This window comes from Methylophilus sp., assembly GCF_008015755.1.
Lineage (GTDB): Bacteria > Pseudomonadota > Gammaproteobacteria > Burkholderiales > Methylophilaceae > Methylophilus.
On record NZ_SSGF01000018.1, the window covers coordinates 234,651 to 249,285 of the forward strand.

Annotated in this window: 10 protein-coding genes; 9 read left to right on the plus strand and 1 reads right to left on the minus strand. The window is 53.3% G+C overall.

All coding sequences use genetic code 11. The annotated features are described in order from the left end of the window. Positions 1 to 2 precede the first annotated feature (2 nt). Positions 3 to 1,166 (minus strand): efflux RND transporter periplasmic adaptor subunit, encoded by a 1,164-nt coding sequence (locus E6Q52_RS08440; RefSeq protein ID WP_292821024.1) that lies wholly within the window; start codon positions 1,164 to 1,166, stop codon positions 3 to 5. 127 nt (positions 1,167 to 1,293) lie between these two features. Between E6Q52_RS08440 and E6Q52_RS08445 the strand changes: the two genes are divergently transcribed. The 9 genes from E6Q52_RS08445 to E6Q52_RS08485 all read left to right on the plus strand — a co-directional run bounded on the left by E6Q52_RS08445 (position 1,294) and on the right by E6Q52_RS08485 (position 14,611). Further along, positions 1,294 to 1,896, plus strand: a complete 603-nt coding sequence (locus E6Q52_RS08445) for a TetR family transcriptional regulator (protein ID WP_292821026.1) — start codon at positions 1,294 to 1,296, stop codon at positions 1,894 to 1,896. A gap of 204 nt (positions 1,897 to 2,100) precedes the next feature. Further along, complete coding sequence (gene ybaL, locus E6Q52_RS08450) at positions 2,101 to 3,798, plus strand: YbaL family putative K(+) efflux transporter (RefSeq protein ID WP_292821028.1); 1,698 nt, start codon at positions 2,101 to 2,103, stop codon at positions 3,796 to 3,798. Positions 3,799 to 3,975: 177 nt separating this feature from the next. Continuing rightward, positions 3,976 to 5,172: an efflux RND transporter periplasmic adaptor subunit gene (locus tag E6Q52_RS08455; RefSeq protein WP_292821030.1), complete on the plus strand. Its 1,197-nt coding sequence runs from the start codon at positions 3,976 to 3,978 to the stop codon at positions 5,170 to 5,172. A gap of 18 nt (positions 5,173 to 5,190) precedes the next feature. Beyond that, positions 5,191 to 8,337: an efflux RND transporter permease subunit gene (locus E6Q52_RS08460; protein WP_292821032.1), complete on the plus strand. Its 3,147-nt coding sequence runs from the start codon at positions 5,191 to 5,193 to the stop codon at positions 8,335 to 8,337. A gap of 4 nt (positions 8,338 to 8,341) precedes the next feature. After that, a complete protein-coding gene (locus E6Q52_RS08465) occupies positions 8,342 to 9,796 on the plus strand; it encodes an efflux transporter outer membrane subunit (RefSeq protein WP_292821034.1) in 1,455 nt (484 codons plus the stop codon). Positions 9,797 to 9,901: 105 nt separating this feature from the next. Then, positions 9,902 to 11,170 (plus strand): nitrate regulatory protein, encoded by a 1,269-nt coding sequence (locus tag E6Q52_RS08470; RefSeq protein WP_292821036.1) that lies wholly within the window; start codon positions 9,902 to 9,904, stop codon positions 11,168 to 11,170. A 345-nt stretch (positions 11,171 to 11,515) separates the two neighbouring features. Continuing rightward, positions 11,516 to 12,835, plus strand: a complete 1,320-nt coding sequence (locus tag E6Q52_RS08475) for a CmpA/NrtA family ABC transporter substrate-binding protein (protein ID WP_292821038.1) — start codon at positions 11,516 to 11,518, stop codon at positions 12,833 to 12,835. A gap of 19 nt (positions 12,836 to 12,854) precedes the next feature. Further along, a complete protein-coding gene (gene ntrB / locus E6Q52_RS08480; RefSeq protein ID WP_292821040.1) occupies positions 12,855 to 13,781 on the plus strand; it encodes a nitrate ABC transporter permease in 927 nt (308 codons plus the stop codon). Between the two features lie 20 nt (positions 13,782 to 13,801). Further along, complete coding sequence (locus tag E6Q52_RS08485) at positions 13,802 to 14,611, plus strand: ABC transporter ATP-binding protein (protein ID WP_292821042.1); 810 nt, start codon at positions 13,802 to 13,804, stop codon at positions 14,609 to 14,611. Positions 14,612 to 14,635 lie beyond the last annotated feature (24 nt).

Below are 14,635 nucleotides of genomic sequence, written 5' to 3' on the forward strand. Positions count from 1 at the left end.
CTTTAAGGCGCGACGGCTTGCGAGGTATTGTTGTTGGCACTGACTTGTTTAGGGGTTACTTTCACGCCCGCGGTTTGCGTGGCGGCATTGGTCACCACCACTTGCTCACCTGGTTGCAAGCCTTGCTCAATCACCCACTGTTTATCCAGCACGCGACCGGTTTGCACCTCGCGCGATTCCAGTTCATTTTTAGCATTGACCACCCAAACGCGGCTAGAAAACTGGTCACGAATCAAGGCATCTCTGGGGATTAAAATCGCATTCGGATTGGTCGCCTGGCGGATTTTCAAGCGCACATAGGCGCCAGGCATGAGTTCCTGCTGCGGGTTATCAAAAATGGCGCGCATGACCACGGAGTCTGTGGTCTGGTTCACCGACACATCCGAGAAGGACAGTTTGCCTGTGCTGGGATACGCCGAACCATCCGGCAATAGTAGAGCAATCTGCAAGTGGCCGTTGCTGCCTTTCAACTGGCCGTCACGCAAAGCTTTGCGCAAGGCAAACACCTCAGAAGAAGACTGTGAAAAATTGACATACACCGGGTTGATTTGCTCGACCGTGGTCATATGTGTGGCTTCATCTTTACCCACCAGTGCACCTTCGGTCACCAGGGCACGGCGCGCGACACCATCAATCGGCGCGGTGACATTGGCATAGGCCACATCGAGCTTGGCACGGTTGAGTTTGGCTTGCGCTGCCGCCACTTCGGCTTTGGCCAGTTGCGCCTCGGCTTGCGCCGCGCGGTAATCGCGCTGGCTCACTGATTGATCGCCCACCAGCGCCTGGTAGCGTTGCAATTTATCATTGGCATTGGCCAAATTGGCTTCGGTTCTGGCTAACTCAGCGTCGGCTTCCAGTTTGCTGGCCTGTAATTGCTCGGGGTTAAGGGCAAACAAAGGCGTGCCCGCTTTGACCGTTTGCCCCTCCTGATACAGCCGCTTGGAGACGATGCCGGAAACACGTGCGCGCACCTCGGCAATACGGAAAGCTTCTACACGGCCAGGCAACTCGACCTCAGCCGGAATTTCAGCATTTTGTAAGGTCACGACGTCAACCTCAGGGGCCGTAGCCGTTGCCTGCGCGGCTTCTTGCGGCATGCTGCAAGCAGAGAGTTGCACGAATAAAAGCGTGGCGACAGCGGCCGTGCTGACTGAAAAACGGGACATGAACATGCCTTATTAACTTATAGACATCAATATTCTATCTGCCCTTCAATAATTAATCAATCATGACTGATTAATTATTTTTTGGTATCATATGACCATTGTTTGAGGAATGATAGACCTAGAAATCATGGCCAGAAAAACCAAAGAAGAGGCACAAAAAACCCGCGACCAGATTCTGGATGCGGCAGAGCACGTGTTTTATCGCAATGGGTTTACCATTACCACCATGGCGGAGATTGCCGAGGCGGCGCAATTATCGCGTGGCGCGGTGTATGGTCACTACAAAGGCAAGCTGGAAGTCGCCACTGCGATGGCCGAGCGGGTGATTCAAGCCGTATCCCCGTTTCAATGCCAACCCGCGCTCACAGCATTGGCAAACCTCAAACAATTTTGCCTGCACGAAATCCGCAGTTACATTGAGCCTAGCTCGATTCAACGCGTGCTGTTTTTTCTGTATGTAGGCATTGATGATTCACCAGAACTGCTGCAATTGCGCTTTGCCTGGGAGAAAAAACGAATTACGCAAATCGACAGTTTATTGAAACAAGCCATCGCACAAGGCGAATTGTCCGCAACTATCGATTTTGACCTCATCAGCCTATATTGCCAGTCGATTATTGAAGGCGTGTTCAGCATTATCTACTTTGGCAGTCTCAGTGAATCACAACGCTGGCAACGTGCCGAGCAACTGTGTGAGTACAGCCTGCAACGCTTGTCGATGACACTGTGACCGCTATAAATATGGCGCGCTGTCATTGACGAATGCGCCTGCCTTGCGTCAAGATAAAGGGCAGATACATTGATGACAATAAAATTGTTCAACTTTTTAGCGTGAGCAAGGTCAGTAAAAACGACGGCGCCGTCTTGTCTGTCCCAGGCGCGTCGTCCGCTATTGGATACACCCCTGATAACAATAATTTAAGAACACACTGCTATGGACCATAACCTCTCACTCATTACCACCATTGCTGCCGCATTTGCGCTAGCCCTGGTGTTCGGCCTGATTGCCGAAAAACTCAAATTGCCAGCGCTGATTGGCTATTTGTTTGCCGGGATTTTAATTGGGCCTTCCACGCCTGGTTTTGTTGCCGATATTGAAATCGCCTCGCAATTATCAGAAATCGGCGTCATGTTGCTGATGTTTGGTGTCGGCCTGCATTTTTCGATTCAAGACCTGATGTCGGTCAAACGCATCGCCCTGCCCGGCGCGCTAGCGCAAATGACGCTGGCCACCTTGCTCGGCATGCTAGTGGCGCACACCTGGGGGTGGAGCATGGGGCACGGCTTGGTCTTTGGCCTGTCGCTGTCTTGCGCCAGTACCGTCGTGTTGCTCAAAGCACTTGAATCCAGACGCATTCTGGAAAGCATGAACGGCAAAATCGCTGTCGGCTGGCTGGTGGTAGAAGACATGGTGACCGTCTTGGTGTTGGTGTTGATGCCTGCCCTCGCCGGTGTGTTGGGTGGCCAGGGCGAAGCCACCAATGCCAGCGCCATCTGGGAAACCATCGGCGTGACCTTGCTGGAAATCACCGGCTTTGTGGTGGTGATGCTGGTGGTGGGTAAACGCGTATTGCCGTGGTTGCTGTGGTATGTGGCAGGCACTGGTTCACGCGAGCTGTTTACTTTAACGGTAATTGCAGTGGCCATCGGCGTGGCGGTCTTTGCCTCATCGCTGTTTCATGTGTCGTTTGCACTGGGCGCTTTTTTCGCCGGCATGATCATGCGCGAATCTGAATACAGCCACCGCGCGGCCGAAGACTCGCTGCCGTTCCGTGATGCGTTCGCGGTGCTGTTTTTTGTCTCTGTCGGCATGTTGTTTGACCCGAGCATCCTGATCAAACAACCGGCGCAGGTGTTATCGGTGGTCGCCATTATCATCTTGGGCAAATCACTGGCCGCAATCGCCATTGTACTGGCGCTGCGTTACCCCCTAAACACGGCCTTAACCGTGGCGGCCAGTCTGGGTCAAATTGGTGAGTTTTCGTTTATTTTGGCCGGACTCGGTGTTTCACTCAATTTGTTGTCACAAGACGGCATGAGCCTGGTGCTGGCAGGCGCCCTGATTTCGATTGCTTTAAACCCACTGGTGTTTGCCTCGATTAAACCCCTGACCAACTGGGTGGTGAAAAAATCTGATATAGCGCGCCGTTTGTCTTTGCGCATGGACCCCTACAGTGAACTGCCGATGACCACTGAACGCAAGTTTCTGGAAGGCCAGGTCGTGCTGGTCGGCTATGGCCGCGTCGGCAAGCGCATCGCCCAATCGCTCACCAACGCAGCGATTCCATTTGTGGTGGCCGAACAAAACCGTGAACTGGTGGAAAAACTGCGCAAACAAGGCCAGCCAGCGGTGTCAGGTAACGCAGCCGACCCCATGGTGCTGATCCAGGCGCACATTGCCAATGCGGCCATGCTGATTATTGCCACGCCAGACGCCATGGACATCCGCAAAATCGTCGATATCGCCAAGCAGCTCAAGCCAGACATCGAAGTGGTGATTCGCACTCACCACGAAGATGAATATCTGCGCCTGAAAAAAGACCTCAGCGAAGCGGTATTTTTTGGCGAGGAGGAACTGGCGAAAGGCATGTCTGCGCATGTGTTGCAGCGTTTTGAACGCCAGGTCGTTTAGGTACAACCAGTTCGCAAATCAGGGCTGCTTTTGCAGCCCTGATTTTTTTGTCAGCACACGGCATTTAACGCTATGATGTGTTTGTATTAGCAGTCGATACGTATCGTTACATTTACGCTCAATCAAACGCAATATAATCTTGTCAGACCACAATAACGATATCGATATTGGTAATCTATGAACCCCCACTCCCTTTATGCAAAAAGCGGCATTTTTGTATTGTGTCTTGCCAGCCTGACCCTGGTTGCCTGCTCATCCAAAACTGACAACAAGCCACCGAAAAAAACACCTGTTGTTGGCGTGATGACAGTGCAGGCAAGTAGTCAACCCATTGTGGCAGACCTGCCGGGGCGCACCAACCCGTTTATGATTTCTGAAGTGCGGCCACAAGTCGGGGGCATTATTCGCCAGCGCGCCTTTACCGAAGGCGCCTTAGTCAAAGCAGGCGACCTGCTCTATCAAATTGAACCGGCGCCTTATCAGGCCAGCTATCAAAGTGCCGCCGCCGCGCTACAAAAAACCCAAGCCACACTGACCACCCTCAAACTCAAGGCGGGCCGCTATCAGGAGCTGGTCAAGATCAATGCGATCAGCAAACAGGATAATGACGACGCACAAGCGGCCCTGTTGCAAGGCGAGGCCGATGTGGCTGCGGCCAAAGCCGCGCTGGCCACCGCCAAAATCAACCTTGATTTCACACGCGTCGTTTCGCCAATCACCGGCTATGTGGCGACTTCAACCGTGACACCTGGTGCCTTGGTCACCGCCAGCCAAGAGACGGCGCTGACCACGGTGCAGCAACTCGATCCGATTTATGTCGATGTGATTCAATCGAGCAGTGACCTGCTCAAACTCAAACGAGACATTGCCAGCGGCAAGCTGAGCCACACAGCGCAAAAAGAAGTGGCCGTGCGTGTGGTGCTCGAAGACGGCTCTAGCTACCCGCATGCCGGAAAACTCAAGTTCAATGGTATTAGCGTCAACACCACCTCGGGCGCGGTGACCCTGCGTGCGGTGGTGCCCAACCCGGAGGGCACCTTATTACCGGGCATGTATGTCCATGCGCTGATTGATGTCGCAGAAGACAAAGGCGCCATTCTGGTGCCGCAGCGCGCAGTCTCCAGAAATACGCGCGGCGAACCAACGGTGTTGCTGGTGGATGCCACACAAAAAGTGGTGCAGCACACCCTGGAAACCAGCGGCGCCCAGGGCGATCAGTGGCGTGTCACCCATGGCTTGCAGCCGGGGGATCGCGTGATTATCGACGGCGTGCAAGGCATTAGCGTCGGCAGTGAAGTAAAAGCAGTGCCATTTGTGGCGACCGCGAATACCCAAGCTGCCGCAACGCCATCCACCGCCCATCCGGCCCGCTAACCCAAAGAGAGTCTATTTATGGCGTCCTTTTTTATTCAGCGCCCTATTTTTGCCTGGGTAATTGCGATTGTGATTATGCTGGCCGGGATAGGCGCCATTGAGTGGCTCCCGCTCGAGCAATATCCGGATATCGCGCCACCACGCGTGTCTATCAGCGCTAACTATACCGGCGCCGCGGCCGACACCATTGAAAACTCAGTCACGCAAGTGATTGAGCAGTACATGAAGGGCATTGATAACCTGACCTATATGTCGGCCAGCAGCACCTCTTCTGGCTCAGCCAATATCAGCCTCACTTTTGATGCGGGCACCAACCCCGATGTGGCGCAGATGCAGGTGCAAAATAAACTGCAACAGGCCATGCCCAGGCTGCCGCAGATCGTACAAAGCCAGGGCGTCACGGTGGCTAAAACCGGTATTGATTTCCTGATGATGATTTCTTTGATGTCCGATAGCCCGACGGTGCGTGCGATCGACATTGGCGACTATATCTCCAGCAACCTGATTGACCAGATCAGTCGCCTGGATGGCGTCGGCGATGTGCAGGCGCTGAGCTCAGGTTACGCCATGCGCATTTGGCTGGACCCGGCCAAGCTGCAAAAATACGCGCTGATCCCTGCGGATATTTCTGCCGCCATCCAGGCGCAAAATACCGAAGTCTCGTCTGGCCAACTAGGGGCATTGCCCGCAATCAAAGGGCAAGGCCTCAATGCGCCAATTACCGCGCGCAGCAAGCTGCAAACCGTAGCACAATTTAACCAGATCATCGTCAAGTCAGGCGCAGACGGCTACGTAGTGCATTTGTCAGACGTGGCCCGCGTTGAACTAGGCGCCGAGAGTTACACGCCGGTGGCGAACCTCAACGGGAAGACCTCGGCAGCGTTTGGCGTCAAACTCGCCTCTGGCGCCAATGCCCTGGCCACCGCGCAAGCCGTCAAAGACAAGCTGGCGGCATTGGAACCGTATTTTCCGCCCGAGCTAAAACTCAGCATTCATATCCCTTACGACACGACACCGTTTGTACGTATTTCGATCAAAGAAGTGGTGAAATCGCTGGTCGAAGCCATTTTATTGGTTGTCATCATTATGTATGTGTTTTTACAAAACCTGCGGGCGACGCTGATTCCGGCCATTGCGGTGCCGGTGGTGCTACTCGGCACGTTTGGTGTATTAGCGGCGTTTGGCTTTTCGATTAACACGCTGACCATGTTTGGCCTGGTACTGGCGATTGGCCTGCTGGTGGATGATGCGATTGTGGTGGTGGAAAACGTCGAGCGCGTCATGCGTGAAGAAGGCTTGAGCCCGAAAGAAGCCACGCGTAAATCCATGGGCGAAATTACCAGTGCCCTGGTCGGCATTTCACTGGTATTGTCTGCTGTGTTTATCCCCATGGCGTTTTTTGGCGGCGCCACCGGCGTGATTTATCGCCAGTTCTCCATCACCATTGTCTCGGCCATGTTGCTGTCTGTGCTGGTTGCGCTCACCTTAACGCCAGCGCTATGTGCGACTGTGCTCAAGCCATCCAACCATGACCATACCGCCACTGGTGGCCTGTTTGGCTGGTTTTTCCGCTGGTTTAACCCGGCATTTGAGGCGTTTTCTCAACGTTACCAGACCCTGGTCGAAAAAATCCTGCATCAAAAGCTACTGACCATGGTCATCTATGGCGGCATTCTTTCCCTGCTGGTGTTCCTGCTCCTGCGTTTACCCAGCTCGTTCCTGCCTACCGAAGACCAAGGCACACTGATGGCGCAGATTCAACTACCAGTAGGCGCGACCGATAGCAGGATGCAGCAGGTGCTGCGGCAGATCGAACACTACCTGGATGGTCAGGACGCCGTCATTGATGAATATTTAACCATTGCTGGCTTGGGCCAGGGCGGCGGTGGCAGCCAAAACACCGGCCGTGCGTTTATCCGGCTCAAAGATTGGGAGTTGCGTGGTGAAGGCCAGGACGCCGCTTCACTGGCAGACAAAATGACTAAGGCCTTGTCCAAAATCCGCGATGCCAAACTGTTTGTGAATCAGCCCTCCCCCGTGCGCGGCCTCGGCCAAGGGTCCGGCTTTACGTTAGAACTTAAGGATGTCGGCGGGCTGGGACATCAGGCACTGATGGACGCCAGAAACCAGTTTATCCAGTTGGCTGCAGACAATCCCAAACTGAACCGCGTGCGCCCAAGCGGGCTGGACGATACACCGATGTTCAGACTCAATATTGATGACCAGAAAACCGGCATTTATAACCTGACCACCGCCAACATCAACACCACCCTTTCTATCGCCATGGGCGGCACTTATGTGAATGACTTTATCAACAAAGGCCGCGTCAAAAAAGTCTATTTGCAGGGCGATGCGCCTTACCGCATGCAACCTGAGGATATCGATCGCTGGTATGTGCGCAACAGCACCAACGACATGGTGCCTTTCTCTGCGTTTTCCAGTACCCGCTGGGTCTCAGGCTCACCGTTGCTAGAACGCTATAACGGTATTTCTTCGGTTGAAATCGTCGGCGAAGCAGCCAAAGGCACCAGCACCGGCGAGGCCATGCGTATTGCGGAAAGCATTATCAAGCAGTTACCGGCGGGCATCGGCTACGAGTGGAGTGCGCAGTCCTACCAGGAAAGGCTCTCCGGCTCACAGGCACCGTTGTTGTATGCCGTTTCTGTGGTGTTTGTGTTCTTGTGTCTGGCGGCCTTATATGAAAGCTGGGCGGTGCCGTTTTCGGTGATTATGGTGGTGCCGCTGGGTATTTTAGGCGCCGTGCTGGCCACCAGTTTACGCGGCATGACGGCTGACGTTTACTTTCAGGTCGGACTGTTGACCACCATCGGCCTGTCAGCCAAAAACGCGATTCTGATTGTGGAGTTTGCTAAACACCTGCAAGAACAGGGACGGCCATTAATTGAGGCCACGTTAGAGGCCGTGAAACTGCGTTTGCGGCCGATACTCATGACCTCACTCGCCTTTATATTTGGTGTCTTGCCACTAGCATTCAGCCATGGCGCAGGCGCCGTCAGCCGCCAGGCCATTGGCACCGGCGTGCTTGGCGGCATGTTAACAGCCACGTTTCTTGGCGTCTTTTTTGTGCCGCTGTTTTATGTGCTGATACGCTCATTGTTCCCTTATCGCGCAGATGCCGCCCTGACCAACACGGCCCACGACTAATCCTATGAAAACATCGCATACTCAAAAATTGGCTGGATTACTGGCGCTCTCACTCAGTCTGAGTAGCTGTATAGACCTGGCCCCATTTTATACACGCCCTGCCGCGCCCGTCCCGGCCACGCTGGGCAACGCAGCCAGCGACCAAAAGGCCTTTACAGACTTGCCATGGCAGTCGTATATCAGCGATGAAAAGTTACGCCAGGTGATTGCGCTGGCGCTCACCAACAACCGTGACCTACAAGTCGCTGCGCTGACCATAGAGCGATCACGCGCACTGTATCAGGTGCAACGCGCTGACCTGTTCCCGACGGTGGCCGCCAGCGTGACCGAGACTGCCTCTAAAGGCATGGCCAGCGCCGCCAACAACACCGCAGGCAATACCGCGGGGGCAGCCACTGGCGCGGCGGGTAGCAGTAACAGCAGTGGCAATATTTCGCATATATACCGTGCGACTGTCGGCTTTAGCGCTTATGAGCTCGACCTGTTTGGCCGCATACGCAACCTCAACCAGCAAGCCTTGCAGACGTTTTATGCCAATGAAGAGAATCGGCGCAGTACGCAAATCAGCCTGATTGCCGAAGTCGCCACCGCCTGGCTGACCCTGGCGGCGGATCAGAAACGCCTCGCCATCGCCGAGCAGACGCTACAAAGCCAGCAAGCTACTTATGACATCAATCAGAAAATGTTTGATCTCGGCGTTGCCAACGCACTGACCCTAAAGCAGTTGCAAACCAGTGTCGACAGTGCACGCGTCGCGGTGGCCACCTACAAAATGCAGATCAAGCAAGACATCAACGCGCTTCACTTGCTGGCGGGCAATAGTGTGCCTGAAAAATGGCTGCCTGAAGCGACACTCTCCAGCGTGGTGCTCGCTATGCCTTTACCTGACGGCGTCAGCTCAGAGACCTTGCAACAACGGCCAGATGTACGTGCGGCAGAACACTTGCTGGAAGGTGCCAACGCCAATATCGGCGCCCTGCGCGCGGCCTTTTTCCCCACCATCAGTTTAACCACTACCGTCGGCTCGGCCAGCACAGAATTGTCCGGCCTGTTTGCGAAAAACTCCGGCATCTGGACCTTTGTGCCGCAAATCAGCGTGCCGCTGTTTAATGCAGGTCGCAACCGCGCCAATTTAACCTCGGCAGAAAAAAATCGTGATATTCTGCTCGCGCAATACGAAAAAACCGTGCAAACTGCGTTCCGCGAAGTTGCTGATGTGTTGGCACAACGTGAGGGCCTGCAATCACAACTCGATGCCCAGCAATCACTCACGGCTGCCGCCAATGCGGCGTTCCAGCTCGCTGATGCCCGTTTTAAAAATGGTGTCGACAGTTACCTGGTCGTGCTTGACGCACAACGCACCCACTATACGGCAGAGCAATCGCTGGTCACCCTGCAATTAAATGATGCGACCAGCCAATTGACTTTATACAAGGTGATGGGTGGCGGTTGGCATTAATAGACAATGTCGGCAAATCGTTTTTTTAATATTGAATAAAAGCTATCTAGCAACAATTTAAAGATCTCCACCAAGTTGCGCACACTTTTTGCTTGGTGCCTAGTGATGAACACAGAAATATCCCCTTCCCAAACCATTACCTTGGCCAAAATCAGACATATCGAGGAGCTAGAGCGACTCGATAGCTGTATCACATTTGTCGAAAAAATTGGCCAATTAATCCATTTGATACAGGCTGAACGTGGCGCCAGCTGTTTGTATATTGCGTCTCACGGCAAGCGCTTTGCGCCAGAACGTGCTGACATCATTACGCAAAATCAGGCCATGGAAGCCAGCTTCAGAACGGCATTGCAGCAGCACCTGGATAAAAATACATTGGCCGATGCCAAGCAGCTCACGCTCACGTCGTGGATCTTGCTTGGCCTCGATCAAATGGTGACTTTGCGTCATCAAATCACCCTGCAAAAAATCTCTTTTGCCGATTGCATTGAATCGTTTAACCGCTTGATTGGCAGCTTGATTGCATTGATTTTTGAGATCACAGACAGCTCGGTTAATAGCAAAATTGCCACCTGTTTGCTCACGCTGTACAACCTGATCCAGGGCAAGGAGTTTGCCGGACAGGAGCGTGCCGTAGGCGCCTATATGTTTGGCTCGGGCAGCCTGCAACTGGCGCATCAGCACAAACTGTTTGAGCTCATCGCCCAGCAAGACCGACATTTTGAATTATTCTGCCAGTTTGGCAGTGAAGAGGTCAGTGGCGCATGGACGGCTTTGCAATCGACCAGTTGGCACCAGCAACACCAGCAATATCGCGCCAAACTGAGCCGTGCCAAAGACCAGCAAGCACTCAGCCCCAGTAGCGCAGACATCTGGTTTGAGCTGTGCAGCCAGCGCTTGAGCGCCATGTGGCAGATTCAATGTCAATTAGTGCAAACCATGCATGAGTTACTGGCCGGGCTGGCAAGCAAAGCCAAGCAAGACTTTGCGCAGACAAGGCAATATCTGGAGGCGATTCAGGCGACGCCGTCAGCCGCACTCAACAGCACCTTTTTCAACCTGGCCATCCCGGTCGAAAACGCCTTGAATTTTCAGGCGCATGATACCTCGCAGGTCTATCCGATGGCATCCATGATTACTCTGCTACAACAACAGTCGCGACAAATTGCCGAGATGGAAAGCGAGTTATCCGACACCAAAAAAGCGCTGGCCGAACGCAAGTTGATCGAGCGCGCTAAAGGCTTGCTAATGAGCACGCGCGGACTGAATGAAATGGAAGCTTATAAAACCATACGCAGCATCGCCATGGAGCAAAACCGTAAGATGATTGATGTGGCGGAGAACATCCTCGCGCATCACGCACACGCAGGCTGAGCGCCCGTCAATGTGGTGCATCTGCACATGTATGGTGCGGACAACACCGCACTAAAAAGGTTGCATCAATAGCCCCGATGTTAAATAAACCAATATAGAACAACCACTTAAAAAAACCCTCTCAGCTGGCACGGCAATTGCTAATCTTGCTTGAGGCGTCAGCTAACGGTGGTTGAACATCTCGTGCCATACCAGCCCGACATTAAATTTGGCTGAGCAATAAACAAGTCTGAGGACTTGCGTAGTAAAAGGACAAAGGCGTCCTGAGTGTAGACAAAAAAGTCTGCATTCAGGACGCCTTTTTGTTTTTTATTTTCCGATTGATTAGATGATTAAGGAGCAGCAATGAGCAGTTCTGACAACAACAATGTGACGGCCACCGCCAATGAAACCGTCACCAGCGCAGTTTCAACAACCGAGCAAGTCAACCAGCAACGCCGTCACTTTTTTATGCACACCATGGCCGGTGCGTTTGGCGCGGCAGCCATGATGAATATGGTGCCGTCCGCCATTCGCAGTCAGGCCTGGGCTGCTGGTTCAGATGCGCCTGAAATCACGGAAGTCAAAGTCGGCTTTATCCCGCTGACTGACTGTGCGCCGATTATCGTCGCCGCACAAATGGGCTTTGATAAAAAATACGGTATCAAAATTGTGCCATCCAAAGAGGCTTCATGGGCAGGCGTGCGCGACAAAATGGTCAACGGCGAGTTGCATGCCGCACACGTCTTGTACGGCCTGATTTACGGCGTACAGCTCGGCATCGGCGGACAGCAAAAAGACATGAACATTTTGATGACGCTGAACAACAACGGCCAGGGCATCACATTGGCTAACCAGCTGAAAGAAAAAGGCGTCACCAGCGGCGGCACCCTCAAACGCCTGCTGGATAACGAAAACCGCGACTTTACCTTTGCGCAAACCTTCCCCACGGGCACGCACGCCATGTGGTTGTATTACTGGCTGGCCAGCTATGGCATCAACCCGATGCAAGATGTGAAAACCATTGTCGTGCCACCACCACAAATGGTCGCCAACATGCGTATCGGCAATATGGACGGCTACTGCGTAGGCGAACCGTGGAACGCACGTGCGATTTACGACAAAATTGGCTTTACTGTGGCGACCTCTCAGGATATCTGGACCGATCACCCGGAAAAAGTATTGGGCACCACGGCTGAATTTGCCGCTAAAAACCCGAACACGGCATTGGCATTAACCAAAGCGATTTTAGAGGCTTGCCGTTATATCGATGCGACGAAAAATCGCCCTGAAGTGGCCAAGCTGATTGCTGGCAAAGCTTACGTCAATGCGCCTGAAGAAGTCATTGAAGGCCGTTTCCTCGGCCATTACGACAATGGCATCGGTAAAAAATGGGAAGACCCTAACTACATGAAGTTCTTTAACGACGGCAAGGTGAACTTCCCCTACCTGTCTGATGGTATGTGGTTCCTGACCCAGCACAAACGTTGGGGCTTGCTGAAGTCTGAGCCTGACTATCTGGGCGTGGCAAAAAAAGTAAACCGTATCGATATTTATACCGAAGCGGCTAAATCGCTGGGCATTGCGGTGCCAGATGCGATGCGTAGCAGCAAGCTGATGGATGGCGTAGTGTGGGATGGTAAAGATCCGAAAGCCTATGCCAACAGTTTCAAGGTGAAAGCCTAATTATTTAAGGAGCGTCACCATGAGTGTTGTCAGCTTTAGCAAAGAAAAAATCATGCAAACAAGCGAAGAGGCTGTGAAATTAGTCTCTGCGCAACCCGTTGTAGCGGTGGTTACCCCTCTCTCAACCACAGCGACAGCAGCCGCCCCGCTTTTGCAGAAGCGGGGAGCATGGGCGGCAACAGCCAAACGCGCATTTGAATGGCTGTTGCCGCCTGTGATTGGCTTAATGATCTTCGCAGCCATCTGGGCCACAGTCGCGGCACTGACACAAGGCTTGCCAGGCCCGGTAAAAACCTGGCAATCGGCCGTCGAGTTGTTTAGCGACCCGTTTTATATCAACAACCCGAATGACATGGGCATCGGCTGGAACATCCTCAACTCGCTCAAGCGCGTGGCGACTGGCTTTGGCCTGGCGGCGATTGTCGGCATCCCAATGGGCTTTGTGATTGGCCGCTATACGTTTATGTCACGCATGGCGGCGCCGATTATCAGCTTGCTCAAACCAGTGTCACCACTGGCCTGGCTGCCAATTGGCCTGCTGGTGTTTAAAGCCGCTAACCCGGCTGCAATTTGGGTGATTTTTATTACCGCCGTCTGGCCAATGATCATCAATACCGCGGTTGGCGTCAGCAAAGTGCCGCAAGACTATATGAACGTCGCCAAAGTACTCAACCTGTCCGAATGGAAAGTCGTCACCAAGATTCTGCTGCCTTATGTCATGCCTTACATGATGACCGGTGTACGTCTGTCGATTGGCGCTGCCTGGCTGGTGATTGTGGCGGCAGAAATGCTGACCGGCGGCCTCGGCATCGGCTTCTGGGTATGGGATGAGTGGAACAACCTGAATGTAGAACACATCATCATCGCTATTTTTATTGTCGGCATTGTCGGCTTATTGCTAGAACAGTTGCTGGTGCTGATCGCAAAACGCTACAGCTACGAATAACCGTAAAAGGAGACTTGATTATGACGACCAATGCGATACAAGACCGTTATGTGCTGATTGAAAACGTCAACATGACGTTTCAAACCAAAAAAGGCAGTTTTCAGGCCCTCAAAGACATCAACTTGAATATCCACGAAGGCGAGTTTATCTCCATCATCGGCCACTCCGGCTGTGGCAAATCTACCGTGCTCAACCTGATTGCCGGGTTGCTGCAACCCAGCGAAGGCTACCTGTTTTGTGCCGGGCGTGAAATCTCCAAACCAGGCCCTGAGCGCGCTGTGGTGTTTCAAAACCACTCTCTGCTGCCATGGCTGACCTGTTTTGAAAACGTTTATCTGGCCGTAGAACGCGTGTTTGGTGACAAAGAAGGTGCATCACAACTGGCTGAGCGTACCCGTGCCGCACTGGAACTGGTGGGTTTAAGCCATGCGATGGAAAAACGCCCGAACGAGATTTCTGGCGGCATGAAGCAACGCGTTGGCATTGCCCGCGCACTGGCCATGGAACCTAAAGTGCTGTTACTGGACGAGCCGTTTGGCGCACTCGATGCCCTCACCCGCGCTGGCTTGCAAGATGAACTGATGGCCATTATGGCGCGCTCTGGTTGCACCGCTGTCATGGTCACGCACGATGTCGACGAAGCCGTATTGCTATCAGACCGCATTGTCATGATGACTAACGGCCCGGCAGCCACCATTGGTGAAATTCTGGAAGTGGATTTGCCACGCCCGCGCAAACGGCTAGAGCTGGTAGAAGACCCAGCTTATACGCATCTGCGTAGCGAAGTTTTGAAGTTTTTGTATGAGCGCCACGCCAAAAAGGCGGCATAAAACAAAAGGAGTGCTGACGGGCGG

Coding starts and splice junctions, on each gene's coding strand:
- E6Q52_RS08440 (WP_292821024.1), bottom strand. CDS start 1,166: ATGTCCCGTTTTTCAGTCAGCACGGCCGCTGTCGCCACGCTTTTATTC.
- E6Q52_RS08445 (WP_292821026.1), top strand. CDS start 1,294: ATGGCCAGAAAAACCAAAGAAGAGGCACAAAAAACCCGCGACCAGATT.
- ybaL (WP_292821028.1), top strand. CDS start 2,101: ATGGACCATAACCTCTCACTCATTACCACCATTGCTGCCGCATTTGCG.
- E6Q52_RS08455 (WP_292821030.1), top strand. CDS start 3,976: ATGAACCCCCACTCCCTTTATGCAAAAAGCGGCATTTTTGTATTGTGT.
- E6Q52_RS08460 (WP_292821032.1), top strand. CDS start 5,191: ATGGCGTCCTTTTTTATTCAGCGCCCTATTTTTGCCTGGGTAATTGCG.
- E6Q52_RS08465 (WP_292821034.1), top strand. CDS start 8,342: ATGAAAACATCGCATACTCAAAAATTGGCTGGATTACTGGCGCTCTCA.
- E6Q52_RS08470 (WP_292821036.1), top strand. CDS start 9,902: ATGAACACAGAAATATCCCCTTCCCAAACCATTACCTTGGCCAAAATC.
- E6Q52_RS08475 (WP_292821038.1), top strand. CDS start 11,516: ATGAGCAGTTCTGACAACAACAATGTGACGGCCACCGCCAATGAAACC.
- ntrB (WP_292821040.1), top strand. CDS start 12,855: ATGAGTGTTGTCAGCTTTAGCAAAGAAAAAATCATGCAAACAAGCGAA.
- E6Q52_RS08485 (WP_292821042.1), top strand. CDS start 13,802: ATGACGACCAATGCGATACAAGACCGTTATGTGCTGATTGAAAACGTC.